Below are 24001 nucleotides of genomic sequence, written 5' to 3'. Positions count from 1 at the left end.
CCCTCCTCTACGTCGCCGGGTATCGTCGCAGCATCTGCGCGCGTGCGTCGTCCCCCGCATGCACAGGGTATCCGAACGCCCCGCGCAACGTGCAGGCGAGCGCTCCGCTGACGGCGGCCACATCGAGGCATCCGGCGAGATCGGCCCCACCCGCCCGTGCCGCGAGGAACCCGGTGAGGAAGGCGTCCCCGGCCCCGAGCGCATCGACGGCGTCGACCTCCCGGATACCGGTGCGCCGCACGGAAGTGGCGTCGAAGCCCACGGAGCCGCGGGCACCCCGCGTCACCACGGCGGATCCCATGCCGCAGGCCACGGCGAAGCGGCCGAGGTCGTCGATCTCGGAATCGCTGCGGTCCCCTCCCGAGAAGAACCCCACGTCGACGTGCGGAGCGGTCGCCCGGATCACGTCCGGCGACGCGTCGTCGGAATAGTCGTACGACACGCGGCTCCCCCGTTCCGCGATGGCCGGGAGCTCCGGCTCCAACGACGAATAGACCGAGGTGTGCACCCGGTCGAAGCCGGAGAGGTATTCATGATCGGCCTCGCTCAGCCGCAGCCTCAGCTCGGCCTGGACTCCCCCGCGATTCGAGGCGACGAAGCGCCGGTCGCCGTCCTCGTCCAGCGCGACGAAAGCCATGCCGTTCGCGCCGCGCACGCGTCTGACGCGGGCGCCGTCCACTCCGATCTCGTCGAGGACGCCCCGCACGTGTTCTGCGAAGCGGTCGTCCCCCATGATCCCGACGAATCCGGCGGTGCCGCCGAAGAAGAGCCTGCTGTACGCGGCGACGTTCAGTGCGTTACCCCCGGGATAGGCCAGGTCCTCATGCAGATAGCAGTCGAGCACGTTGTCCCCGACGCCGACGAGAGAGGGGGGCGGCACCGCGGCGAGTGCGTCCCTGAGCTGACCCGTATCCATCGTCATCCCTTCACACTCCCCGCCGCGACTCCGGCGACGAAGTACCGCTGCAGCGCGAGGAACACGACCACGATGGGCAGGGCCGCGATGGTCAATCCTGCCAGGAGCACACCCCACTCGGTGGAGAGCGAGTCGCGGAACGACATCAGTCCCGCGGGGATGGTGCGCAGCGCATCGGCGTCGATGTAGACGATCGCGAACAGGAACTCGTTCCAGGCGAAGTAACCGGTGAGGACGGCAGCGGTCGTCAGCACGGACGCGCTCAACGGCAGGTAGACGTGCCGGAAGACTCCGAACGAGCGGCAGCCGTCGATGGTCGCCGCGTCCTCGAGCTCACGGGGGATGCCGAGGAACACCGAACGGATCAGCAGGATCGCCATGGGCAGACGGAAGGCCACGTAAGGGAGGATCATCGCCCAGTACGTGTTCAGCAGCCCCATCGTGTCGAGAAGCCGGTAGAGCGGGATGAGGCTCACCTGGGGCGCCACCACCAGCCCGCCCATCGCCACGATCAGCACGATGTTCGCGACCCGGCTCGACAGCCTCACCATGCCGTAGGCGCACAGGGCCGCGATCGCGACGGTCGCGACGGTGGAGATGATCGTGACGATGACGGAGTTGACGAAGTAGTCGGAGATCCCGCGGTCCCAGGCGGCGGCGTAGTTCTGGACGAGCCAGACCGACGGCAGGCCCCACGGATCGGCGAAGATCTCGGACGAGGATTTGAAAGAGGAGATCACCATCCAGAGCAGGGGGTAGGCGATCACGACGGCGTAGACGGCCAGGATCACCTGGACCGGGGCACGGCGGACACGTTCCGCCGGACGAAGCCGGGTACTGCTCATGTCATTGCCTCCCGCTTCGGAACGAGACCATCTGCACGACGGACAGCACGAGGGTGATCACGAAGATCAGGCTCGCGATGGCTGAGGCGTAGCCCATCTCGTTCTGGAAGAAACCCTGGTTGTACATATAGGTCGCGAGGACCTGGGTGGTGTTTCCGGGACCGCCCTTGGTCAGGATGTAAGGCTCGTTGAACACCGTGAAAGCGCCGGAGACGGTGAGGATCATCGCGACGAAGATCATCTCCTTGGCCTGCGGGACGGTGATGCTGAAGAACTGGCGAACCCGTCCGGCGCCGTCCAGCGACGCGGCTTCGTAGTATTCCTCCGGGATCTGCTGCAGTGCGACGACGTAGAGCATGCAGACGTAGCCGATGCTCTGCCACTGGGAGACGCCGATGACCGCTCCCATCGCCGTGTCGACATCAGCCAGCCACGCCGTCTGCAGGCTGCCGAGTCCGATCGCCTCCAGCAGAGCGTTGAGGAGTCCGCCGCGGGCGTTGTACACGAACGTGAACAGCAGCGCGATCACGGTCATCGAGATCACGGCGGGAAGGAAGTACACGCTGCGCAGGAACGCGCCCATGCGCGGTCCGAGCAGCCGGGTCAGCCAGGCGGCGATCACGAGGGAGCCACCCACCTGGCAGACGATCGAGAGGACCGCGTACAGGATGTTGTTGCCCAGGGCCGTCGCGATGATCGGATCGCCGAAGAGCCGCGCGAAGTTGTCGAGGCCGACGAAGCGCATCTCCCCGCTGCCGGCGCTGAAGGAGAAGAAGCCGAAGGCCGCATTGGCGACCAGCGGGTAGTACACGAACACCCCGATCAGGATGATCGCGGGAAGCACGTAGAGCAGGTTCGACCAGGCTCGGGAGCGTGTTCTCATCACGGTGTCTCTTCCGAAGGTGGGAGGGGCTGCCGGCCACGGGTGCCGGCAGCCCCGGTGCGGATCAGGAGGCGTCGCGCACGCGCTTCGCCGCTTCCTGCACGGCGGCCATGACCCCCTCGGGGGTCTGCTGGCCGCTGAGCATCAGCTGGGTCTCGGACAGATACGCCTGCACGATCTGCGGATCGTAGGCGTTGTCGAGCCAGGTCGTCATCGCCGAGGCGTCGACGATCCCCTGGGCGAGCTCCCGTGAGATCTCGGGCACATCCGCCTCTTCCACGGCCCCCTTGACCGGGCTCAGCTCGCCCGCTCGTTCCGCGTAGGCGATACCGCTCTGCTTGCTGAGCAGGAACTCGAGGAACCGCTGGGCCTCCTCGGGATGCTCCGTGGTCTTCGAGATCGCGAAGCCCTCCGGCGCTCCGGTCAGTTCCGCCGGATCGCCCTTGCCACCCGTGACGGCGGGGAAGTTGAACGTGCCGTACTCGAACTGCGCGTCGCCGAAGTACCCCACCTCGGCGCTCTGCATGTACATGATCGGCGCCTCCCCCGCGATCCAGGCGTTGCGCGCGATCTCATGCCCGACGGCCGTGAGGTCGTCGTTCATGTACTCGGCGAGTTCCTGGAAGCGCTCCAGTGCCCGGACATATCCCTCGTCCGTGAACTCGCCGGTCGCCGGATCCTGATCCGCTGCGAACACCTCCGGATCGACGACACGCTGATTCAGCGTGCCGACGTAGTGCGCGATCGTCCACTGCTCCTGCGCACCGTACTCGATCGGGGTCATACCGGCGTCCTGGATCGTCTCCAGGACGTCGATGAACTCGTCCCACGTCGCCGGCGCCTCGAGTCCCAGCTCCTCGAAGACGTCCCTGTTGTAGAAGAACAGCTTCGACTGCATCCCCACCGGCAGGCCGTAGGAGGTGCCGTCGACCTCGAAGGCCTCCAGCTGACTCGGGTAGAAGCTGTCCCGGAAGTCCGCGTCCTCCTCGAGCCACGGCCCGAGGTCGAGCAGGGCGTCATTGGAGACGAGCTCGTCCACGAACGAACCGCTCCAGGTGAACAGGACGTCAGGAGCATTGGCGGAGCCCGCGACGACCTTCACCTTGTCCTTGTAGGCGTCGTTGAGCACGCTCTCGACGGAGACCTTGATGTCGGGGTTCTCCTTCTCGAACTCCGCCACCATGTCGTTGTAGTACGAGTTCTTCGGCTCGTTGGGCCAGCGGTGGAAGAAGCTGATCTCCACCTGGCCGTCCGACGCCTCGCTCTCGCCTCCGGCGCACGAGGCCAGGGGTAGGACGAGGGCTGCGGCGGCCGCAGCCGCCAGGCCGATCCGGGCTGATGTTCGCATCGTTGCGATCCTTTCGTTCCTAGTACTCCATGCGCCACATGTAGCGGCGCACGCTGAGGGGGTGTCCTCGGTGGTCGGCGAGTGCATCCGCGTACGCGCGGAGCACGACGTTGAAGAGGAGGTGGGCGAAGACGCCGCGCACCTCCGGAGCGACGACGTCCAGGCCGAACTCCTGGGCGTCGAGGACGAGCACCCGATCCGAGTGCTTCGTGACGAAGTCCACCGCGCGCTGCTCGACGGCCCGCGTCTCGTCGAGTCCGAGGAGGGCGATGAACGGCACGTCCTCCTCGGTGATCTCGAAGGGGCCGTGGAAGTACTCGCCGGCATGGATGGCGGCGGAGTGCACCCACTGCATCTCCTGCAGCAGGCAGATGGCGAACGAGTAGGCGGAGCCGTAGTTGGAGCCTGCCGCCATCGTGTAGATCAGGGGCGCGCGACGGTGGCGGTACCCCCAGGCATCGGCGGCAGCGGAGTGCGCTTCGCGCGCTGCCGGCACGAGGGCCGGCAGCTGGGCGACGGCCTCGTCGACTGCGCCGGCGATGCCGGCCTGTTCGCGGTCGTCCAGGATGCCGGCCGCCAGGCGCAGCAGCAGCGCGGGACCGACGTGGGCCTCGCTCTTCCCCTCGCCGTGCTGATACGCCACCACGTGCTCCGATGCCTCGGCGAGCGGCGACGTCGGGTCGAACGTGAAGGCGACCGTGAGCGCACCGCGCTCGCGTGCGTGCTTCGCCGCGGCCACCGTCTCCGGCGTGGTTCCGGAGTGCGAGCAGAGCAGGACGAGGGTGTCGGCGTCGACGCGCGACGAGGCGCGGCTGGTGAACTCGGCCGCATTGAGCGCGGTCGCCTCGAGCGACACCGCCTTGGTGCCGAACAGGTACTCGATGGGCTGCATGACGGCAAAGGAGCCGCCGCAGGCGGTGAGCACGACGCGCGAGATGGTGTCCCGGGTCGCGATCGCCTGGCGGGCCGCAGCGAGCTGGTTCTCGATAGCGGCGGAGTCGACGAACAGAGCGGTGGCAGACAAGATGGTCCCTTCTGATGACCTTCGATCAAACATCATGACTCGTTATATAACGTCATGTGATGACTGACGATAGCGAGCACGAAGACGCCTGTAAAGAGGTACGGCGAAAATCGTTCGCCGGAGTCACCGAAAGAGCGGGCCTCGCGCGCTTCTTCCGGCGGCGCACACCGGGTGTCCGGCGGCCGCGGGATCAGCCGCGCCGGCGGCCGCGGACGGCCTTGAGGGCCATCTGCACGGCGATCACCATGAGATACGCGGCGAAGAGGAGGTTCCCGACGGTCGGGTCGACGATGGTCGCCAGCCACGCGCCGAGGGCCGTGGTGGTGCACGCCGAGACGCCGATGAGCAGTGCGGCCAGGAGGTCGACGTTGCGGTTGCGGAGGTTGCCGACTGTGCCGGAGAGAGCCGTCGGGATCATCATGAGCAGCGAGGTGCCCTTCGCGACGAGGTCGCTCGTCCCGAACGCGAGCATGAGCACCGGGACGACGATGACGCCGCCGCCGACGCCGATGAGGCCGGCCAGGACGCCGGTGCCGATTCCGACGACCACCAGGGCGATCCCGGTCAGCCAGGTGAGCTCGAAGACGGCGTCGCGCGACGGGATCACGAGGAAGAGGCTCACGATCACGACGACGAGGAAGCCGACGAAGCCCCAGCGGAGGGCGGTCTGCGAGATCCGCGGGAGCAGGCGGGTGCCGATCTGCGCGCCGACCACGGCCCCGGCGGCGAGGATCAGCGCCGGGATCCAGGCGACGGAGCCCGATGCGGCGTAGGAGATGACGCCGACGGTCGCCGTCGGGACGATCGCCGCCAGCGAGGTTCCGGCTGCCAGCCGCTGGTCGAACGCGAGCAGGAGCACCAGCAGCGGGACGATGACCGTGCCGCCGCCGACGCCGAAGAGACCGGAGAGGAGGCCCGCGAGGAGGCCGATGCCGATGAATGCCGCGTAGGCGCGAGGCCCGCGTTTCAGGACCGTCGCATCGTTCACCGGATCAGCCTACTCCCGGCCTCTCCCCCGCTCGAATCGTGCCGGGTCAGACCTCCGAGTCCGCTGTGACGGGCACCGCGATGGACTCCGTGAGCGCCTGCTCGTAGCGTCGCTGCCGGCGCCGCAGCCACAGCCCGCCGGCGATGAGCAGCGCGAGGATGACGTAGGCGACCGCGGAGAACGGCTGCGCGATGAGCGTCGTCAGGTCGCCCTGGCTGAGCTGCAGCGCACGACGGAGCTGCTCCTCCCCCATCGGCCCCAGGATCATGCCCACCACCAGCGGCGCCACCGGGAATCCGTACCGCCGCAGGAAGTAGCCCAGGACGCCGATGATGAGCAGGATGAGGATGTCCACGACCGCGAAGTTCAGCGCGTACGCCCCGAAGGCGGCGAACAGGAGGATGCCGGCGTACAGGTACGGCCGCGGGATCTGCAGGAGCTTCACCCACATGCCCACCAGGGGCAGATTCAGCACGAGCAGGATCACGTTGCCGATGTAGAGGCTCGCCACCAGCGCCCAGACGAGGTCCGCCTGTCCGGTGAACAGCTGCGGCCCGGGCTGCAGGCCGTAGGTCTGGAACGCGGTGAGGATGATCGCCGCCGTCGCCGTCGTCGGCAGGCCCAGCGTCAGCAGCGGCACGAGCACGCCCGCGGCAGCCGCGTTGTTCGCCGACTCCGGGCCCGCGACACCCTCGATGGCCCCGCGGCCGAACTCGTCCTTGCGGCGCGAGAGCTTGCGCTCGGCGGCGTAGGACAGGAAGGTCGCCACGTCGGCCCCGCCGGCCGGGATCGTGCCGATCGGGAAGCCGATGGCGGTGCCGCGGAGCCAGGGCTTCCACGACCGACGCCAGTCGTCCTTCGTCATCCAGCTGCGCCACCCACGGGAGACGGGGATCACGTCGATCGCGCCGTGACGCAGCCGGGCCGCGACGTAGAGCGTCTCGCCGACGGCGAAGAGCCCGACCGCCACGAGCACCACGTCGATGCCGTCCGCCAACGGGAGCAGGCCGAGCGTGTAGCGCTGCTGCCCCGAGAGCCAATCGGTGCCGACCAGGCCGAGGAACAGACCGACGCCGAGCGACAGCAGGCCACGCGACACGGAGGACCCCATGAGCGCACCGACCGTGACGAAGGCCACGACGATGAGGGCGACGTAGTCGGCCGGCCCGAGGTTCACGGCGAACTGCGCGAGTACCGGGGCGAGCAGCGTCAGGCCGACGGTCGCCAGGGTGCCCGCGACGAACGACCCGAGCGCGGCGGTGGCGAGGGCTGCCGCACCGCGACCGAGCTTGGCCATCTTGTTGCCCTCGATCGCCGTCACGATCGACGACGACTCCCCCGGCGTGTTCAGGAGGATGCTCGTGGTCGACCCGCCGTACATTCCGCCGTAGTAGATCCCGGCGAAGGTGATCAGGGCGGCGGCCGGTTCCAGCGTGTAGGTGAGCGGCAGGAGCAGGGCGACGGTCATCGCCGGCCCGATGCCCGGGAGGACGCCCACGGCGGTGCCGATCAGCACGCCGAAGAAGGCGAAGACGAGGTATTGGGGCTGCAGCGCGGTCGCGAACCCCTCGAGGAGCAGACTCCAGCTGTCCATCAGAACATCCTTCCCAGCCAGCCGAGCGCCGGTCCCCACGGGAGCGACAGCCCGAGCAGACCGCCGAACACGACCTGCACGACCAGCGCGATGATCGCGCCGATGAGGAGCGCCATCCACCAGCGCCGCGCGCCGAGCGCCCAGGCGACGCCGCCGAACAGCAGGGCCGCGGCGGGTGCCCAGCCGAGCGGTTCGATGAGGAGCAGGTGCGCGACCACCAGCGCCACGATCTTCACGAGCGTCAGCCAGTCGGTCGGGAGGCTCTGATCGACGTCCTCTCCATCCTCCGGCACACCGCGGTGTCCGCGGAAGATGCTCACGACGACGGCGAGCGACGAACCGAGCAGCAGCACGGAGACGAACAGCGGGAAGACCGTGGGCCCCACCTGGCCGCCTGCGGGCACATGGATGGTGAAGACCCCGGCGAACGCGAACACGCCGAGGGCCACCATGAGCAGGGCGAAGACGAGCTCCCCCCGCGGGAGGGACGCGACGAGGCGTGCGGACCGACGGGCGTCGGTCCGCACCTCCTCGCCGGGTCCGGAAGACCCGGTCGTCATCTCAGCCGACCAGCCCGATGTTCTGCAGCGTCGTGGTGACCTCGGCGATGTTGCCGTCCAGGAACTCGTCGAACTCCGCGCCCGTGAGGAACGCGTCCGCCCACCCCCGCGTCTCCAGCTCGTCCTTCCACGCGTCGGACGCCTCCAGCTCGGTGACGAGGCGCTCGAGCTCCGCGCGCTCGGCGTCGCTGATCCCGCCCGGGGCGATCACACCGCGCCAGTTGGTGAGCACGACGTCGTATCCGGAGTCGGTGATCGTGTCGACGTCCGGCAGCTGTGTGACCGGCTCCTCCGACGAGACGGCGAGGGCCTTCATGGTCCCGGCCTCGATGTGCTGCAGGAACTCGCCGACACCGGAGATGCCCGCCGAGACCTTGCCGCCGAGGATCAGCGACGTCGCCTCGCCGCCGCCCGAGTTGGGCGTGTAGTTCAGCTTCTCGGCGATCTCCGCGCCGTCGAGCCCTGCCTCCTCGAGCAGCAGCCCGGCGAGGATGTGATCGGCTCCTCCCGCGGAACCGCCGGTGATCGTGACCTCCTGGCCCTTGTCCACGACATCCTCGACGAGGTCTTCCAGAGTGTCGTACTCCGAGTCGGCGGGCACGACCACGACGAGCGGTTCATCCGTGAGCCGGGCGATCGGTGTCATGTCCTCGATGCGCACGGCGGAGGCGTTGGTCTCCACCGCTCCCACCATCACGAGGCCCATGACCATGAGCGTGGCCGGGTCCTTCTCGTTGGCGAGCTGTGCGAGGCCGACCGTGCCGCCCGCGCCGCCGACGTTGGTGACGGGCGCCGAGCCGACGATGTCCTCCTGCGTGAGCAGCTGCGACAGGGCCCGGCCCGTCTGGTCCCACCCTCCGCCCGGGTCGGCGGGGACGACGATGTTCACGTCGGTGATGGCGACCGCCTCATCGCCGCCGTCCGAGCCGGCGGCTCCGCCGTCGGTCGCCGAGCACGAGGTGAGGACGAGGGCGGTCGCGGCGACGGCCGCGGCGAGAGTCCCGATGCGGGCATGATTCATGGCGCTCCTCCTTGAGCGTTCGGATGCAATCCGTCCACTGTCGAGGCGCAGATGCGCACGCTCAACCTTCGGAAACCATTGGTCGCGTTCCGTAACTATTGGTCGCGAACACCTCTGCCGGCGGCTCGCGGCCCGGGAACCCAGCCGGGAGAATGGGACCGTGGCCTCGAAGATGACGCTCCGCGTGCAGCTGCTCGCGCTGCAGGCGCTGATCGTGTTCCTGGTGACCCTCGGCACCGGCATCGCCGCCGGAGCGTTCCAGGAGAACGCGCTCCGCGAGGCCTACAAGGACCGCATGCAGGCGGTCGCCCAGTCCGTCGCCGCGCTCCCCGTCGTCCTCGACGCCTTCGACGACGAGGATCCGGCCGCCGCCATCCAGCCGGTCGCCGAGGTCATCCGCGAGGCCTCCGACCTCGCCTACGTGGTGGTCGCCAACGACGAGGGCATCCGATACTCGCATCCGAACACCGACCGCATCGGGGAGCGGGTGTCCACCGACCCGTCGATCCCGCTGGGCGGGGAGATCTTCGTGGGCACGCAGACCGGCACGCTCGGGACGTCGTGGCGGGTGAAGGTGCCCATCCGCGACGAGGACGGCGCGGTGATCGGCACGGCCTCGGTCGGCATCCTGGAGTCGGAGCTGAACGAGGAGTTCACCAGCAACCTCGTGGGACTCATCTCCGCCATGCTCGCTGCGGCGGTGCTCGGGGTCTTCGGCGCCGCGTGGGTGACGTCGTTCATCCGTCGCCGCATCTACCGTCTCGAGCCGCACCAGATCGCGGCGCTCGTCAAGAACCAGGAGACGACCCTGCACGGGCTGAGCGAAGGCGTCGTGACGGTGGACGGGGCCGGGCGGATCACCCTGGTCAACGACGCGGCCGCACGATTCCTCGGTCGCGATGCCGCCGACCTCGACGGCGCTGCCGCGGACGAGGTCCTCGGCACCGAGCTCGCCACGGTGCTCCGCGAGGGCGAGGCCGCGGGACGCCCCGTGATCGTCGGCTCGCATGTGCTCGTCGCCCGGAGCACGGCGTCCGGGAACGGCTCCGCCGATGTGGGGGCGACGCTCCTGCTCCGCGACCACACCGAGCTGCACGACGTCGTTCGCCGGGTCGAGGCGGCCGACGCCATCATCGCCTTCCGGGAGCGCTACGACCTCCCGAAGGGTCTGAGCGCGGAGACGCTGGAGCGGGTCTCAGCGGCCCTCGCGGCCCGGCCCGACGCCTCGGCGACCGAGATCGGCGACGACCTGGCCATCTCCCGCGTCAGTGCCCGCCGCTACCTGGAGCACCTCGCGGCGACCGGACAGGCGGTGCGCTCGCTGGACTACTCCACGAAGGGACGGCCGGGGGCACGCTACCGGATCACCGCCCCTCGATGAACGACGAAGCCCGCCACCCCGGAAGGGGCGGCGGGCTTCGTGGGGAGAGAGGTCCTTACTCGGACTTCTTCTCGACAGCGTCCTCGGCGGCGGCCTCAGCGGCCTCGCCCTCGGCCTGCGACTCGGCGCCGGCCTCGGCAGCCGTGTCGTCGGCAGGGGTCTCGTCCGCGGGAGCCTCGACGGTCTCCTCGGCGGGAGCCTCCTCGGCGGCGGGCTTCTCGTCCTTCGGAGCCGCGGCGGCCTTCTTGGTCGACTTCGCCTTCGGGGTGACGGGCTCGAGGACGAGCTCGATCACGGCCATGGGAGCGTTGTCGCCCTTGCGGTTGCCGACCTTGGTGATGCGCGTGTAGCCACCCTCGCGGTCCGCGACGAGCGGAGCGATCTCGTTGAACAGGACGTGCACGACTTCCTTGTCACCGATGACCGACAGCACGCGACGGCGGGCGTGCAGGTCGCCGCGCTTGGCGAAGGTGATGAGGCGCTCGGCGAGCGGACGCAGGCGCTTGGCCTTCGTCTCGGTCGTCTTGATCGACTTGTGGGTGTACAGCGCAGCGGCGAGGTTGGCAAGCAGCAGGCGCTCGTGGGCGGGGCCGCCTCCGAGGCGGGGACCCTTGGTGGGCTTGGGCATAATCGTCTAACTCCTGGTCAGAAAGGGTCGGGTATCAGAAGGACTCGTCTTCGCTGCCGCCGTAGAAGTGGGCGCCGTCGAAACCGGGCACCGAATCCTTGAGCGACAGACCGAGCGAGATGAGCTTGTCGCGCACCTCGTCGACCGACTTCTGGCCGAAATTGCGGATGTTCATGAGCTGCGTCTCCGACAGGGCGACGAGCTCAGAAACGGTGTTGATGCCCTCACGCTTCAGGCAGTTGTACGAGCGGACCGACAGGTCGAGGTCCTCGATCGGCATCGACAGCTCGCTGGAGTTCACAGCCTCCACCGGCGCCGGGCCGATCTCGATGCCCTCGGCCTCGACGTTCAGCTCGCGGGCGAGACCGAACAGCTCGGTGAGCGTCTTGGCAGCCGAGGCGACGGCGTCGCGCGGGCTGATCGCCGACTTGGTCTCGACGTCGAGGATGAGCTTGTCGAAGTCGGTGCGCTCACCGGCACGGGTGGCGTCGACGCGGTAGCTGACCTTGAGCACGGGCGAGTAGATCGAGTCGATCGGGATCTGACCGGCCTCGGCGTACTCGTTGCGGTTCTGCGTCGCGGAGACGTAGCCACGGCCGCGCTCGATGGTGAGCTCGAGCTCGAACTTGGCGGTGTCGTTGAGCGTCGCGATGACGAGCTCGGGGTTGTGCACCTCGACACCGGCCGGAGCCGAGATGTCGGCGGCGGTCACTTCACCGGCACCGGTCTTGCGGAGGTACGCGGTGATGGGCTCGTCGCGCTCGCTGGAGACGACCAGCTGCTTGATGTTGAGGATGATCTCGGTGACATCCTCCTTCACGCCGGGGATCGTGCTGAACTCGTGCAGCACACCGTCGATGCGGACGCTGGTGACAGCGGCACCGGGGATCGACGACAGCAGGCTGCGGCGCAGCGCGTTGCCGATCGTGTAGCCGAAGCCGGGCTCCAGAGGCTCGATGATGAACCGGCTCCGGTTCTCGACGATCTTTTCCTCGGTCAGTGTGGGACGCTGTGCAATAAGCACTCTGTGTTCCTTTCGATCACATGCCCGCTATATGACATGTGGTGGGGTGAGGTCTTGAGTTGTGGAAGTCGATGCCCCACGCGGGGCGCCGAGCCGCTCGACCCGAAGGACGAGCGGCTCGGCACACGCATCAGACGCGGCGGCGCTTCGGCGGACGGCAGCCGTTGTGCGCCTGCGGGGTGACGTCCTGGATCGAACCCACCTCGAGGCCGGCGGCCTGCAGCGAGCGGATCGCGGTCTCGCGGCCGGAGCCCGGACCCTTCACGAGGACGTCGACCTTCTTCACGCCGTGCTCTGCAGCCTGGCGGGCAGCGGACTCCGCTGCCATGCCGGCGGCGTACGGGGTCGACTTGCGGGAGCCCTTGAAGCCCACGCCACCCGACGAGGCCCAGGCGATGACGGCGCCGGACGGGTCGGTGATCGAAACGATGGTGTTGTTGAACGTCGACTTGATGTGGGCCTGGCCCAGCGCGATGTTCTTCTTTTCCTTGCGGCGCGGCTTGCGCGCGGCGGCCTTGGGTGCAGCCATGAAAGTGTTCTCCTAGTCCCTGGCCGCTGCTTAGCGGGCCTTCTTCTTGCCGGCGACGGTGCGCTTCGGGCCCTTGCGGGTACGGGCGTTGGTCTTGGTGCGCTGACCGCGGACCGGGAGACCACGACGGTGGCGGATGCCCTCGTAGGAGCCGATCTCGACCTTGCGGCGGATGTCTGCGGCGACCTCGCGGCGCAGGTCACCCTCCACCTTGTAGTTGCCTTCGATGTAGTCGCGGAGGGCGACGAGCTGGTCGTCGCTGAGGTCCTTCACGCGGATACTCTCGTCGATGTCGGTCGCCTTGAGGATCTCGACGGAGCGGGTACGGCCGACGCCGTAGATGTAGGTAAGGGCGATCACCACGCGCTTGTCGCGCGGGATGTCAACGCCGGCAAGACGTGCCATGCGGTTCTCCTGGGTGTTGTGGAGGTGTGGAGCAGGATCGGTGCCCGGGCCTCCGCCCCGAGGTGTCAGCTCCGCGTCGTCCGACAGGCGGGAACCTGGGTTCCTGAGCCTGTCGAAGGATCGAAGCGTCTGATCCTGCCGTTTCGTATTGAGTTATGAGATTGCGAGAGCGGCGCTCACGCAGCGGGGGCGCTCAGCCCTGGCGCTGCTTGTGACGCGGGTTGCTCTTGCAGATCACCATGACGCGGCCGTGGCGGCGGATCACCTTGCAGTGGTCGCAGATCGGCTTGACGCTGGGGTTGACCTTCATGATGTTTCCTGTTCGCTGTCTTCACCGGGCAGGCGCGAAGCCTGGGGTGTTACTTCTCGACCGATCAGCGGTAGCGGTAGACGATGCGGCCGCGGGTCAGGTCGTAGGGGCTGAGCTCCACGACCACACGGTCCTCGGGGATGATGCGGATGTAGTTCTGCCGCATCTTTCCGGAGATCGTTGCCAGGACCTTGTGTCCGTTGCTGAGCTCAACGCGGAACATCGCGTTGGGGAGAGCCTCGGAGATCACGCCCTCGATCTCGATGACACCGTCTTTCTTAGCCATAGCCTCGCTGACGCTTCTGCAGATCGGTCGATCTGCGGTGGGTGGGTGGTGTGCGGTACCGGGCCGGATCGGACACGCCGAACGCATGGCACAAGGCACCAAAGATCTATGTTATCCGACGACGCCCCATCCGGCAACTTGGCCGGACGGGGCGTCGAGCGGATGGGCGGGTGTCAGCCGAGCAGGTCGGTGAACCGCTTCATGTCTTCCTGGTTCTGCAGGTCGAGGCGCTCTCCGTCGATCTCGACGGTCGGCGTGCCCTGGATGTCGTTGCTCTTGGCCTGTGCGGCGCCGAACTTGCGGTACGTCTCGTCCGTGATGCAGGACACGACGTCGTCGCCCGCGCCGACCTGGGTGGCGAACTCGGCGAGCTGTTCGTTCGTCAGGCCGGGGGTGTTCTCCGCCGGCTGGTTCTCGAACAGGACCTTGGCGTAGTCGAAGTACAGGTCGGAGTCCGACTCGGCGACGCAGAACGCCGCGCCGGCCGAACGGGAGGAGAACTCGGTGCCCTGCGAGAAGCGGTCGAGGATCGCGATGGGGTGCTGCTCGAGCGTGATCTCCCCGCTCTGGGCCTTCGCCTCGAGCGCCGCACCGAACTGGTCCTCGAAGGACTTGCAGACCGGGCACTGGAAGTCGAGGAAGACCGACACGGTCGTGTCGCCGTCGCCCATGGAGACGGAGCCGGCCTCGGCGTCGAAGTTGTCGCTGGCGGACGGGGTGGCGCCGGGAGACGTCGCCTGGTTGTTGAGGAACACCACGAGTCCGCCGAGGGCCACCAGGACCACGACGACGGCGATGGAGACGCCGATCGCGAACCAGTTGGTGTTGCTCTTCGCCGCTGCCATTACTTTCCGATCTCTCGAGGCTCGACCCCGAACGGGGCGAGTCCGGCTCTTCCACCATCGGGCGCGGTGAGCACCCAGATGCCCCCATCATGCAGGGCGACGCTATGTTCCCAATGTGAGCCGTCGGTGCCGTCGACCGTGGTGACCGTCCAGTCGTCGTCCTCCACGAACGTCGCCTCACCCCCGGCGGTGACCATCGGCTCGATGGCGAGCACGAGTCCGGGCTTCACGTCCGCGCCGCGGTCCGGTGTCCGGTAGTTGAAGACGCTGGGGGCCTCGTGCATCTTCCGACCGATGCCGTGACCGACGTACTCGCGGAGGATGCCGTAGGGCTCGCCGCTCACGGCGGACGGCCCCTGCGCCTCGATGTAGTCCTGGATCGCGGCGCCGATCTCGTCGATCGAGGACGCCGAGGCCATCGCGGCGATCCCCGCCCACATCGACCCCTCCGTCACACGCGAGAGCTCCTCACGGCGGGCCACGAGCTCAGGGTGTTCGGGGTCCGGGACGACGACGGTGATCGCGCTGTCGCCGTTCCAGCCCTCGAACTGGGCTCCGCAGTCGACCGAGACGATGTCGCCGGGCTGGAGGACCCGCTCCCCCGGGATGCCGTGCACGACCTGCTCGTTGACCGAGACGCAGATCGTGTGGTGATAGCCCTTGACGAGCTGGAAGTTCGACTCCGCACCCCGCTGCAGGATGGCGCGGTTCGCGGCGGCGTCGAGCTCGATCGTCTTCACCCCCGGCTTGATGAGGGCGCGGACGGCGTCCAGGGCCTCGGCGGTGATGAGGCCGGGTTCGACCATGGCTCGTAGCTGAGCCGGGGTCTTGTAGATCGAGCGGCGGAACATCTCAGGCGGCGGAGGCGGGGGAACGCAGCCCGCGAGCGGTCAGAGCGGCGGCGATGCGCTCCGTGATCTCCTCGAGCGAGCCCACACCGTCGATGCGGTCGACGATGCCGCGGCTGCTGTAGACCTCGATGATCGGCGCCGTCTCCTTCTCGTAGATGTCGAGTCGGTGCGCGATGGCCTCGTCGGTGTCGTCGGAACGCCCCTGCTCCGCAGCGCGACGGGCGAGGCGGGCGATGCTCTCCTCCCGCGGGACGTCGAGGAGGATCACCGCGTCCAGCGCCTCGCCGCGTCCTTCGAGGAACGCATCGAGGTGCGCCACCTGCGCGGTGTTGCGGGGGTAGCCGTCGAGGAGGAAGCCGTTCTCCGCGTCCTCCTGGCTCAGCCGGTCGCGCACGATCTCGCTGGTCAGCTCGTCCGGCACCAGGTCGCCCTTGTCGAGGATCGCGGTGACCTGCTGGCCGAGCGGCGTCCCCTCCTTGATGTTCGCGCGGAAGATGTCGCCGGTCGAGACGACGGGGATGCCGTAGGACTCGGCGATGCGCACACCCTGGGTGCCCTTGCCGGAACCCTGGGGGCCGACGATGAGCAAACGGGCAGTGGGTCGTTGAGCCTGTCGAACCGTCATCGGAGAAGTCCTTCGTAGTGTCGCTGCTGCAGCTGGGCGTCGATCTGCTTGACCGTCTCGAGACCCACGCCGACGATGATGAGGATCGACGCGCCACCGAACGGGAAGTTCTGGTTGGCACCGACCGTCGCGAGCGCGATGAGCGGGATCAGGGCGATCAGGCCCAGGTAGAGGGAACCGGGGAGCGTGATGCGGGTGAGCACGTAGTCCAGGTACTCCGCGGTCGGACGGCCGGCCCGGATCCCGGGGATGAAGCCGCCGTACTTCTTCATGTTGTCGGCGACCTCGACCGGGTTGAACGTGATCGCGACGTAGAAGTAGGTGAACCCGATGATCAGCAGGAAGTATGCCGCCATGTAGATCGGGCTGTTGCCGGTGGTGAAGTTCGCGCTGACCCAGCTGACCCACGCGGGCGGGGTGGAGCCGTCCTGCGGGGTGTTGAACTGGGCGATGAGCGCGGGGATGTACAGCAGCGACGAGGCGAAGATGACGGGGATCACACCGGCCATGTTCACCTTGATCGGGATGTACGTGTTCGTGCCGCCGTAGGTGCGACGGCCCACCATGCGCTTCGCGTACTGCACGGGGATGCGCCGCTGCGACTGCTCGACGAACACCACGAGTCCCATCACGATGATGCCGACGAGCAGCACGAGGAGGAAGACCTCGAAGCCCCGGGTCTGCCAGATGATCGACATCGCGCCGGGGAACGTCGCGGCGATCGAGGTGAAGATCAGCAGCGACATGCCGTTGCCGATGCCGCGCTCGGTGACGAGTTCGGCGAACCACATGATCAGACCGGTACCGGCCGTCATCGCCATGATGATGAGCACCTGCGCCCACCAGACGTCGTTCGTGAGGAGCTGGGTACACGCGCCGATGTCGGTCGTACCGAAGAGCTGGCCGGTGCGGGCCACGGTGACGAGCGTCGTGGACTGCAGGAGCGCGAGGGCGATCGTGAGGTACCGCGTGTACTGGGTCAGCTTGGCCTGCCCGGCCTGGCCTTCCTTGTGCAGCGCCTCGAAGTGCGGGATGACGACGCGCAGGAGCTGGGTGATGATCGTCGCGGTGATGTACGGCATGACGCCGAGCGCGAAGATCGACAGCTGCAGCAGCGCGCCTCCGGAGAAGAGGTTGACGAGTCCGAGCAGACCCTCGGTGCCGGCGTTGGCCGCGAGACACTGCTCGACGTTCGGGAAGTTGACGAACGGCGCGGGGACGTTCGAGCCGAGGCGGTAGATCGCGATGATCGCGAGAGTGAAACCGATCTTCCGACGCAGGTCGGGCGTGCGGAAGATCCGCGCGATGGCGCTAAACAAGAACGTTCCTCCTGAAAAGGTGGCCGAACCCCCGAGGGGCGGCTGAAACACCAGGGTAACCCACTCCGAGGCCGGGGGAATGCGTGCGGTCGGCTTCTCCCCCGCCGAACCAGAAGAGGGGCCGGAGAATCTCCGACCCCTCTTCCGCAGTGGTTACTTGACGGATCCGCCCGCAGCCACGATCTTCTGCTCGGCAGAACCCGAGACCTTGTCGACCGCGACGGTGAGCTTCACGGCGATGTCGCCGTTGCCGAGAACCTTGACCTTCTCGTTCTTGCGAACCGCACCCTTGGCGACCAGGTCGCTGACGGTGACGTCGCCACCCTGGGGGTAGAGCTCCGCGAGCTTCTCCAGGTTCACGACCTGGTACTCGACGCGGAACGGGTTCTTGAAGCCACGCAGCTTCGGCGTGCGCATGTGCAGCGGCATCTGGCCACCCTCGAAGCCGACGCGCACGGTGTTGCGGGCCTTGGTGCCCTTCGTGCCGCGACCGGCCGTCTTGCCCTTCGAGCCCTCACCGCGACCGACACGGGTCTTCGCGGTGTTGGACCCGGGGACGGGACGCAGGTGGTGGACCTTCAGCACACCGGGGCGGGACGCCGGGGCGTCCTTCTTCGGCGCAGCCTTCGCGGAGCCGTCAGCCTTGGCGTCGGCGGCACTGGTCTTGGCCGGTGCCTTCTTCGCGGCGGGCTTCTTGGCAGCGTCGGCCTTGGGAGCCGCCGCCTTCTTGGTGGCCTTCTCGGCCTCGACGGCCTCGTTCTTCTCAGCCATTAGTCGATCTCCTCAACCTTGACGAGGTGGGCGACGGTCTTGACGTAGCCGCGCGTCTGCGCGTCGTCGGGGCGGACGGTGGTGTCACCGATCCGCTTGAGACCGAGGCTGCGCAGCGTGTCGCGCTGGTTCTGCTTCTCGCTCACCTTGGACTTGATCTGCGTGACCTTGAGTCGCGCGGCCATCAGGCACCTACCTTCTGTGCGGCGATGGCCTCGGCCTCGGCGCGGACGAGCCGGGCCGGGGCGACCTGGTCGAACTCGAGACCACGGCGTGCGGCGACGGCGCGGGGCTCCTCGAGCTCCTTCAGGGCGGTGACCGTCGCGTGCACGATGTTGATCGTGTTCGACGAGCCGAGCGACTTGGACAGCACGTCGTGGATGCCGGCGCACTCGAGCACGGCGCGGACCGGACCACCGGCGATGACACCGGTACCGGCGGCGGCGGGGCGCAGGAGCACCACACCGGCGGCCGACTCACCCTGCACGGGGTGCGGGATGGTGCTGCCGACGCGCGGGACGCGGAAGAAGTTGCGCTTGGCCTCTTCGACACCCTTCGAGATCGCCAGGGGGACCTCACGGGCCTTGCCGTAGCCGACGCCCACCAGACCGTTGCCGTCACCGACGACCACGAGAGCGGTGAAGCTGAAGCGACGACCACCCTTCACGACCTTCGAGACGCGGTTGATGGTGACGACGCGCTCCAGGAACTGGTTGTCGCCGCGGTCGCGCGAGTTGCGGTCGCGGCCGCCCTGGTTACGGTCACGTCCGCCGCGGCGGCCGTCCCGCTGGTCGCGAGAGGGCTCAGCCTGCGTGGTGCCGGCGGCCGTCTCGGAAGTGGCAGCAGCCGCTTCGGTCACTTCGTTCTCCTTGTTGTCACTCACAGTGCCAGACCCCCTTCACGGGCGCCGTCGGCGATGGCGGCGACACGACCCGCGTAGCGGTTGCCGCCACGGTCGAACACTGCCTCGGAAACGCCTGCGGCCTTCGCGCGCTCGGCGAGGAGCTCGCCGACCTTGCGAGCCTTGGCGGTCTTGTCGCCATCCAGCGAACGCAGGTCGGTCTCGAGCGTCGAGGCCGAGGCGACCGTGTGGCCCTTGCTGTCGTCGACGAGCTGCACGAAGACGTGACGCGCCGAACGGTTGACGACGAGGCGCGGACGCACCTCGGTGCCCACGATCTTCTTGCGAAGACGGGCGTGACGACGCGCGCGGGCGTCAGACTTTGACTTGAGAGCCATGGTTACTTACCACTCTTTCCGGCCTTGCGACGCACGTTCTCGCCGGCGTAGCGCACACCCTTGCCCTTGTACGGTTCGGGCTTGCGGATCTTGCGGATGTTCGCAGCCGCCTCACCGACGGCCTGCTTGTCGATCCCGCTGACGGTGAGCTTGTTCGTGCCCTCGACCGTGAGCGTGATGCCGGCGGGCGGGTCGATCAGGACCGGGTGCGAGAAGCCGAGGGCGAACTCGACCGAGTTCCCCTTCTGCTGCACGCGGTAACCGGTGCCGACGACCTCGAGACCCTTGGTGTAGCCCTGGGTCACGCCGATGATGTTGTTGTTGATGAGCGTGCGGGTCAGGCCGTGGAGAGACCGGGACTCGCGCTCGTCGTCGGGGCGGGTGACGAGAACCTGGTTCTCCTCGACCGACACCTCGATGGGGCTGGCCACCGTGAGGGTGAGCTCACCCTTGGGGCCCTTCACCGCGACCTCGCGGCCGTCGACCGAAACGGTCACGCCCGCGGGAACGTCGATGGGAAGTCGTCCAATACGCGACATTTCGGATTACCACACGTAGGCGAGAACTTCTCCGCCCACGCCCTTCTGCTCAGCCTGGCGGTCCGTGAGGAGACCGGAGGAGGTGGACAGGATGGCCACGCCGAGGCCGCCGAGGACCGTGGGGATCTCGGTCGACTTCGCGTACACGCGCAGGCCGGGCTTCGACACGCGCTTGATGCCCGCGATCGAGCGCTCGCGGTTCGGACCGTACTTCAGCGTCAGCGTGAGGTTCTTGCCCACGCGAGCGTCGGAGGTCTCCCAACCGGCGATGTAGCCCTCCTGCTGGAGGATCTCTGCGATGTGCGTCTTGAGCTTGCTCGACGGCAGCGTCACGGTGTCGTGGTGCGCCGAGTTCGCGTTGCGCAGACGGGTCAGCATGTCTGCGACCGGGTCTGTCATTGTCATTGTTGTCTACTTTCGATCATGAGGTTCCGGCTGCCGTTACACGACAGACGGCCTGCGATGAGCACGCAATCTTCAATTGTACGTGCACATCGACGGGCTCAGTGACACGGAGACCACTGAGCCCGTCGAAGGGTCACGCCTGGGCGTCGTCCGCGCGGAACGGGAAGCCGAGGTGACGCAGCAGCGCGCGTCCCTCGTCGTCCGTCTTCGCCGAGGTCACGACGGTGATGTCAAAACCACGGACGCGGTCAATCTTGTCCTGATCGATCTCGTGGAACACGCTCTGCTCCTGGAGACCGAAGGTGTAGTTGCCGTTGCCGTCGAACTGCTTGCCCGACAGACCGCGGAAGTCGCGGATGCGGGGCAGCGCGAGCGACACCAGGCGGTCCACGAACTCCCACGCACGGTCGCCACGGAGGGTGACGTGCGCGCCGATGGCCTGGCCCTCACGCAGCTTGAACTGCGCGATGGACTTGCGGGCCTTGGTGACGATCGGCTTCTGGCCGGTGATCTTGGTGAGGTCGTCGACCGCCCCATCGATCACCTTGCTGTCGCGAGCAGCCTCGCCGACACCGGTGTTCACGACGACCTTGACCAGGCCGGGGATCTGCATGACGTTCTCGTAGCCGAACTCGTCCTGCAGAGCCTTCTTGATCTCGGCGTTGTACTTCGCCTTCAGGCGGGGCTGGATCTTGCCAGCCACCGCAGCGTCGGTCGTTGCCATCAGAGGTCCTTACCGCTCTTCTTCGCGAAGCGCACGCGGACGGTGCGCTTCACGCCGTCCTTGGTCTGCTCCTCGACCCGGTGGCCGACCTTGGTCGGCTTCTTGGTCGAGGGGTCGACGAGTGCGACGTTCGAGATGTGGATGGGCGCCTCGACGGTCTCGAGGCCACCCGTCTTGGTGCCACGCTGCGTCTGACCGACGCGCGTGTGCTTGGTGACGTAGTTGACGCCTTCGACGACGACACGGTTCTGCCCGACGAGGACGTCGAGGACCTTGCCCTGCTTGCCGCGGTCGCCACCACGCTCGGGCTTGGCGCCCGAGATGACCTGAACCAGGTCGCCCTTCTTGATCTTCGCCATGATCAGATGACCTCCGGTGCCAGCGAGACGATCTTCATGAACTTCTTGTCGCGAAGCTCACGGCCGACCGGCCCGAAGATACGGGTGCCGCGGGGCTCCCCGTCGTTCTTCAGGATGACGGCGGCGTTCTCGTCGAACTTGATGTAGGAGCCGTCGGGACGACGGGTCTCCTTCTTGGTGCGGACGATGACCGCCTTGACGACGTCGCCCTTCTTGACGTTGCCACCGGGGATCGCGTCCTTGACGGTCGCGACGATGGTGTCGCCCAGACCGGCGTACCGGCGGCGCGAGCCACCGAGGACGCGGATCGTGAGCAGCTCCTTGGCGCCGGTGTTGTCGGCGACCTTGAGACGGGACTCCTGCTGAATCACTTGGCCTTCTCCAGAATCTCCACCAGACGCCAGCGCTTGGTGGCGCTCAGCGGGCGGGTCTCGTTGATCAGGACCAGGTCGCCGATGCCGGCGGAGTTCGCCTCATCGTGCGCCTTGACCTTCGACGTGCGGCGGATGACCTTGCCGTAAAGCGGGTGCTTCACGCGGTCCTCGACCTCGACGACGATCGTCTTGTCCATCTTGTCGCTGACGACATAGCCACGACGGGCCTTGCGGTACCCGCGGGCGTCGGCGTCGCGCACGTCGTGAGCGGCGTGCTCAGCCTCGACGGCGGCTTCCTTCTTGGTGGCCATCACTCAGCCTCTTCCTTCGGGGCGTCCTCGGCGGCGTCCGCCTTCTTCGCCTTCGACTTGGTCGCCTTCTTCGCGGGAGCCTCGACCGGAGCGGGCGTCGCACGGATGCCCAGCTCGCGCTCGCGGATCACCGTGTAGAGGCGCGCGATGTCGCGCTTGACGGCGCGGATGCGGCCGTGGCTCTCCAGCTGGCCGGTGGCCGACTGGAAACGGAGGTTGAACAGCTCCTCCTTGGCCTTGCGCAGCTCCTCAACGAGGCGCTGGTCTTCGAACGTGTCGAGCTCTGCCGGAGCGAGCTCCTTGGTGCCGATCGCCATTACGCGTCGCCCTCCTCGCGCTTGATGATGCGTGCCTTGAGCGGCAGCTTGTGGATTGCACGGGTCAGTGCCTCGCGAGCGAGCTGCTCGTCGACACCCGCGACCTCGAAGAGGACGCGGCCCGGCTTGACGTTGGCGACCCACCACTCGGGGGAACCCTTACCGGAACCCATGCGGGTCTCGGCAGGCTTCTTCGTGAGCGGACGGTCCGGGTAGATGTTGATCCACACCTTGCCGCCACGCTTGATGTGACGGGTCATCGCGATACGAGCGGACTCGATCTGACGGTTCGTCACGTACGCGGGGGTGAGGGCCTGGATACCGTACTCGCCGAAGGAGACCTTCGTGCCGCCGGTGGCCTGACCCGAGCGCCCCGGGTGGTGCTGCTTGCGGTACTTGACCTTACGGGGGATGAGCATTATGCCGACGCTCCTTCTGCAACAGGTGCCTCGTTGCGCGGGGCACGGCGGCGGTCACCACGGTCGTCACGGCGCGACTTCGGCGCGTTGGCCTGCTCGCGCGCGAGCTCCTTGGCGGTGAGGTCGCCCTTGTAGATCCACACCTTCACGCCGATGCGGCCGAAGGTGGTCTTGGCCTCGTAGAAGCCGTAGTCGATGTTCGCGCGCAGCGTGTGCAGCGGCACACGACCCTCGCGGTAGAACTCCGACCGGCTCATCTCGGCGCCGCCGAGACGGCCCGAGACCTGGATGCGGATGCCCTTGGCGCCGGCGCGCTGCGCGCCCTGCAGACCCTTGCGCATCGCGCGGCGGAACGCCACACGAGCCGAGAGCTGCTCGGCGATGCCCTGGGCGACCAGCTGAGCGTCGGCCTCGGGGTTCTTGACCTCGAGGATGTTCAGCTGGATCTGCTTGCCCGTGAGCTTCTCGAGGTCGCCGCGGATGCGCTCGGCCTCGGCACCACGACGACCGATCACGATGCCCGGACGGGCGGTGTGGATGTCGACGCGGACGCGGTCACGGGTGCGCTCGATCTCGATGTTCGAGACGCCGGCACGGTCGAGCTGCGTCTGCAGCAGGCGACGGATCTTGATGTCCTCGGCCACGTAGTCGGCGTAACGCTGACCCGGCTTCGTCGAGTCGGAGAACCAGCGCGACACGTGGTCCGTGGTGATGCCGAGGCGGAAGCCGTACGGGTTGACCTTCTGTCCCATTACTTGCTCGCCTTCTTGTTGCTGTCGCCGGCCGCGGCAGGAGCCGCCTCCGGCGTCGAGAGCACGACCGTGATGTGGCTCGTGCGCTTCTTGATCTGGAAAGCGCGACCCTGTGCACGGGGCTGGAAACGCTTGAGCGTCGTGCCCTCGTCGACGTAGGCGTTAGCCACGTACAGGTCCTGCTCGTCGAGGTACTCGCCGTCACGATCCGCCTTGACCTGCGCGTTGGCCATGGCCGACGCGACAAGCTTGTAGATCGGCTCACTGGCGGACTGCTGAGCGAACTTCAGGATCGCCAGAGCCTCCTGGGCCTGCTTGCCCTTGATGAGCGCGACGACACGACGAGCCTTCTGAGGGGTCACGCGGATGTGTCGCACGCGTGCGATGGACTCCACCATTTCTCTCTCCT

General features: G+C 67.6%; 34 protein-coding genes. 1 reads left to right on the top strand and 33 read right to left on the bottom strand.

Translation table 11 applies throughout. The features are described from left to right. Positions 1-7 precede the first annotated feature (7 nt). From ACIGJI_RS11060 to ACIGJI_RS11020, 9 genes are all read right to left on the bottom strand, one after another. Positions 8-922: a PfkB family carbohydrate kinase gene (locus ACIGJI_RS11060; RefSeq protein ID WP_363446736.1), complete on the bottom strand. Its 915-nt coding sequence runs from the start codon at positions 920-922 to the stop codon at positions 8-10. Then, positions 919-1761, bottom strand: coding sequence for a carbohydrate ABC transporter permease (locus ACIGJI_RS11055; RefSeq protein ID WP_187662232.1), 843 nt, complete (start codon positions 1759-1761; stop codon positions 919-921). Before ACIGJI_RS11055 ends, ACIGJI_RS11060 begins: the two co-directional genes overlap by 4 nt. Before the next feature lies 1 nt (position 1762). Beyond that, complete coding sequence (locus ACIGJI_RS11050; protein ID WP_259954431.1) at positions 1763-2644, bottom strand: carbohydrate ABC transporter permease; 882 nt, start codon at positions 2642-2644, stop codon at positions 1763-1765. Positions 2645-2708: 64 nt separating this feature from the next. Continuing rightward, positions 2709-3992 carry an extracellular solute-binding protein gene (locus ACIGJI_RS11045; protein WP_187662234.1) on the bottom strand — a complete coding sequence of 428 codons (1284 nt, stop codon included), beginning with the start codon at positions 3990-3992 and terminating at the stop codon, positions 2709-2711. A gap of 19 nt (positions 3993-4011) precedes the next feature. Continuing rightward, positions 4012-5016, bottom strand: a complete 1005-nt coding sequence (locus ACIGJI_RS11040) for an SIS domain-containing protein (RefSeq protein ID WP_280564626.1) — start codon at positions 5014-5016, stop codon at positions 4012-4014. A 190-nt stretch (positions 5017-5206) separates the two neighbouring features. Beyond that, the gene (locus ACIGJI_RS11035; protein ID WP_259954433.1) at positions 5207-6004 is read right to left on the bottom strand and encodes a sulfite exporter TauE/SafE family protein; all 798 of its coding nucleotides are present in this window, start codon (positions 6002-6004) and stop codon (positions 5207-5209) included. 46 nt (positions 6005-6050) lie between these two features. Next, positions 6051-7598 (bottom strand): tripartite tricarboxylate transporter permease, encoded by a 1548-nt coding sequence (locus ACIGJI_RS11030; protein ID WP_259954434.1) that lies wholly within the window; start codon positions 7596-7598, stop codon positions 6051-6053. Beyond that, entirely contained in the window at positions 7598-8158 is a 561-nt protein-coding gene (locus ACIGJI_RS11025) for a tripartite tricarboxylate transporter TctB family protein (protein WP_280564622.1), read from the bottom strand. Before ACIGJI_RS11025 ends, ACIGJI_RS11030 begins: the two co-directional genes overlap by 1 nt. A 1-nt stretch (position 8159) precedes the next feature. Beyond that, positions 8160-9179 (bottom strand): tripartite tricarboxylate transporter substrate-binding protein, encoded by a 1020-nt coding sequence (locus ACIGJI_RS11020; protein ID WP_363446733.1) that lies wholly within the window; start codon positions 9177-9179, stop codon positions 8160-8162. A 160-nt stretch (positions 9180-9339) separates the two neighbouring features. Here ACIGJI_RS11020 and ACIGJI_RS11015 point away from each other — a divergent pair, with 160 nt between their 5' ends. Continuing rightward, entirely contained in the window at positions 9340-10560 is a 1221-nt protein-coding gene (locus tag ACIGJI_RS11015; RefSeq protein WP_366244072.1) for a PAS domain-containing protein, read from the top strand. Positions 10561-10615: 55 nt separating this feature from the next. Here ACIGJI_RS11015 and rplQ read toward each other — a convergent pair whose 3' ends face one another. The 24 genes from rplQ to rplV form a co-directional block, all read right to left on the bottom strand. Continuing rightward, positions 10616-11188: a 50S ribosomal protein L17 gene (rplQ, locus tag ACIGJI_RS11010; protein WP_187662241.1), complete on the bottom strand. Its 573-nt coding sequence runs from the start codon at positions 11186-11188 to the stop codon at positions 10616-10618. Positions 11189-11222: 34 nt separating this feature from the next. Beyond that, positions 11223-12212, bottom strand: a complete 990-nt coding sequence (locus ACIGJI_RS11005) for a DNA-directed RNA polymerase subunit alpha (RefSeq protein ID WP_025102386.1) — start codon at positions 12210-12212, stop codon at positions 11223-11225. A gap of 130 nt (positions 12213-12342) precedes the next feature. Then, on the bottom strand, positions 12343-12741 hold the full coding sequence (gene rpsK, locus ACIGJI_RS11000; RefSeq protein WP_017829189.1) for a 30S ribosomal protein S11: 399 nt from the start codon (positions 12739-12741) through the stop codon (positions 12343-12345). A 30-nt stretch (positions 12742-12771) separates the two neighbouring features. Continuing rightward, positions 12772-13146, bottom strand: coding sequence for a 30S ribosomal protein S13 (gene rpsM, locus ACIGJI_RS10995; protein ID WP_187662242.1), 375 nt, complete (start codon positions 13144-13146; stop codon positions 12772-12774). A gap of 193 nt (positions 13147-13339) precedes the next feature. After that, positions 13340-13456 carry a 50S ribosomal protein L36 gene (gene rpmJ / locus ACIGJI_RS10990; RefSeq protein WP_005050492.1) on the bottom strand — a complete coding sequence of 39 codons (117 nt, stop codon included), beginning with the start codon at positions 13454-13456 and terminating at the stop codon, positions 13340-13342. A gap of 64 nt (positions 13457-13520) precedes the next feature. Beyond that, a complete protein-coding gene (gene infA / locus ACIGJI_RS10985) occupies positions 13521-13742 on the bottom strand; it encodes a translation initiation factor IF-1 (RefSeq protein ID WP_017201569.1) in 222 nt (73 codons plus the stop codon). A gap of 173 nt (positions 13743-13915) precedes the next feature. After that, on the bottom strand, positions 13916-14587 hold the full coding sequence (locus tag ACIGJI_RS10980) for a thioredoxin domain-containing protein (protein ID WP_187662243.1): 672 nt from the start codon (positions 14585-14587) through the stop codon (positions 13916-13918). Then, positions 14587-15438, bottom strand: a complete 852-nt coding sequence (gene map, locus ACIGJI_RS10975) for a type I methionyl aminopeptidase (RefSeq protein WP_187662244.1) — start codon at positions 15436-15438, stop codon at positions 14587-14589. The genes ACIGJI_RS10980 and map overlap by 1 nt, the downstream gene beginning before the upstream one ends. Before the next feature lies 1 nt (position 15439). Continuing rightward, positions 15440-16063 (bottom strand): adenylate kinase, encoded by a 624-nt coding sequence (locus ACIGJI_RS10970; protein ID WP_363446731.1) that lies wholly within the window; start codon positions 16061-16063, stop codon positions 15440-15442. Further along, a complete protein-coding gene (gene secY, locus ACIGJI_RS10965; protein ID WP_187662246.1) occupies positions 16060-17382 on the bottom strand; it encodes a preprotein translocase subunit SecY in 1323 nt (440 codons plus the stop codon). Before secY ends, ACIGJI_RS10970 begins: the two co-directional genes overlap by 4 nt. A 153-nt stretch (positions 17383-17535) precedes the next feature. Beyond that, positions 17536-18153 carry a 50S ribosomal protein L15 gene (rplO, locus tag ACIGJI_RS10960; RefSeq protein WP_259954467.1) on the bottom strand — a complete coding sequence of 206 codons (618 nt, stop codon included), beginning with the start codon at positions 18151-18153 and terminating at the stop codon, positions 17536-17538. Beyond that, on the bottom strand, positions 18153-18338 hold the full coding sequence (gene rpmD / locus ACIGJI_RS10955; RefSeq protein ID WP_017201575.1) for a 50S ribosomal protein L30: 186 nt from the start codon (positions 18336-18338) through the stop codon (positions 18153-18155). The genes rplO and rpmD overlap by 1 nt, the downstream gene beginning before the upstream one ends. Continuing rightward, positions 18338-19012 carry a 30S ribosomal protein S5 gene (gene rpsE, locus ACIGJI_RS10950; RefSeq protein ID WP_269474805.1) on the bottom strand — a complete coding sequence of 225 codons (675 nt, stop codon included), beginning with the start codon at positions 19010-19012 and terminating at the stop codon, positions 18338-18340. Before rpsE ends, rpmD begins: the two co-directional genes overlap by 1 nt. A 20-nt stretch (positions 19013-19032) precedes the next feature. Then, entirely contained in the window at positions 19033-19392 is a 360-nt protein-coding gene (gene rplR / locus ACIGJI_RS10945; RefSeq protein WP_187662248.1) for a 50S ribosomal protein L18, read from the bottom strand. A gap of 2 nt (positions 19393-19394) precedes the next feature. Continuing rightward, a complete protein-coding gene (gene rplF, locus ACIGJI_RS10940; protein WP_187662249.1) occupies positions 19395-19931 on the bottom strand; it encodes a 50S ribosomal protein L6 in 537 nt (178 codons plus the stop codon). 6 nt (positions 19932-19937) lie between these two features. Next, positions 19938-20336 (bottom strand): 30S ribosomal protein S8, encoded by a 399-nt coding sequence (rpsH, locus tag ACIGJI_RS10935; protein WP_025102396.1) that lies wholly within the window; start codon positions 20334-20336, stop codon positions 19938-19940. A 133-nt stretch (positions 20337-20469) separates the two neighbouring features. After that, positions 20470-21060 carry a 50S ribosomal protein L5 gene (rplE, locus tag ACIGJI_RS10930; RefSeq protein ID WP_187662250.1) on the bottom strand — a complete coding sequence of 197 codons (591 nt, stop codon included), beginning with the start codon at positions 21058-21060 and terminating at the stop codon, positions 20470-20472. Further along, entirely contained in the window at positions 21060-21419 is a 360-nt protein-coding gene (gene rplX / locus ACIGJI_RS10925; protein WP_187662251.1) for a 50S ribosomal protein L24, read from the bottom strand. Before rplX ends, rplE begins: the two co-directional genes overlap by 1 nt. 2 nt (positions 21420-21421) lie before the next feature. Further along, positions 21422-21790 carry a 50S ribosomal protein L14 gene (gene rplN / locus ACIGJI_RS10920; protein WP_025102399.1) on the bottom strand — a complete coding sequence of 123 codons (369 nt, stop codon included), beginning with the start codon at positions 21788-21790 and terminating at the stop codon, positions 21422-21424. Continuing rightward, entirely contained in the window at positions 21787-22104 is a 318-nt protein-coding gene (gene rpsQ, locus ACIGJI_RS10915; RefSeq protein WP_025102400.1) for a 30S ribosomal protein S17, read from the bottom strand. Before rpsQ ends, rplN begins: the two co-directional genes overlap by 4 nt. Next, complete coding sequence (gene rpmC / locus ACIGJI_RS10910; protein ID WP_025102401.1) at positions 22104-22421, bottom strand: 50S ribosomal protein L29; 318 nt, start codon at positions 22419-22421, stop codon at positions 22104-22106. The genes rpsQ and rpmC overlap by 1 nt, the downstream gene beginning before the upstream one ends. Beyond that, positions 22421-22840, bottom strand: coding sequence for a 50S ribosomal protein L16 (gene rplP, locus ACIGJI_RS10905; protein WP_187662252.1), 420 nt, complete (start codon positions 22838-22840; stop codon positions 22421-22423). The genes rpmC and rplP overlap by 1 nt, the downstream gene beginning before the upstream one ends. Next, positions 22840-23592, bottom strand: coding sequence for a 30S ribosomal protein S3 (gene rpsC, locus ACIGJI_RS10900; RefSeq protein WP_025102403.1), 753 nt, complete (start codon positions 23590-23592; stop codon positions 22840-22842). The genes rplP and rpsC overlap by 1 nt, the downstream gene beginning before the upstream one ends. Next, entirely contained in the window at positions 23592-23990 is a 399-nt protein-coding gene (gene rplV, locus ACIGJI_RS10895; RefSeq protein ID WP_060927232.1) for a 50S ribosomal protein L22, read from the bottom strand. The genes rpsC and rplV overlap by 1 nt, the downstream gene beginning before the upstream one ends. Positions 23991-24001: the final 11 nt, after the last annotated feature.

The sequence above is a fragment of the Microbacterium sp. NPDC064978 genome, from assembly GCF_044543605.1.
GTDB lineage: Bacteria > Actinomycetota > Actinomycetes > Actinomycetales > Microbacteriaceae > Microbacterium > Microbacterium meiriae.
Note: the sequence above shows the minus strand (reverse complement) of the source record. Positions and strands in the feature narration are given on the sequence as shown.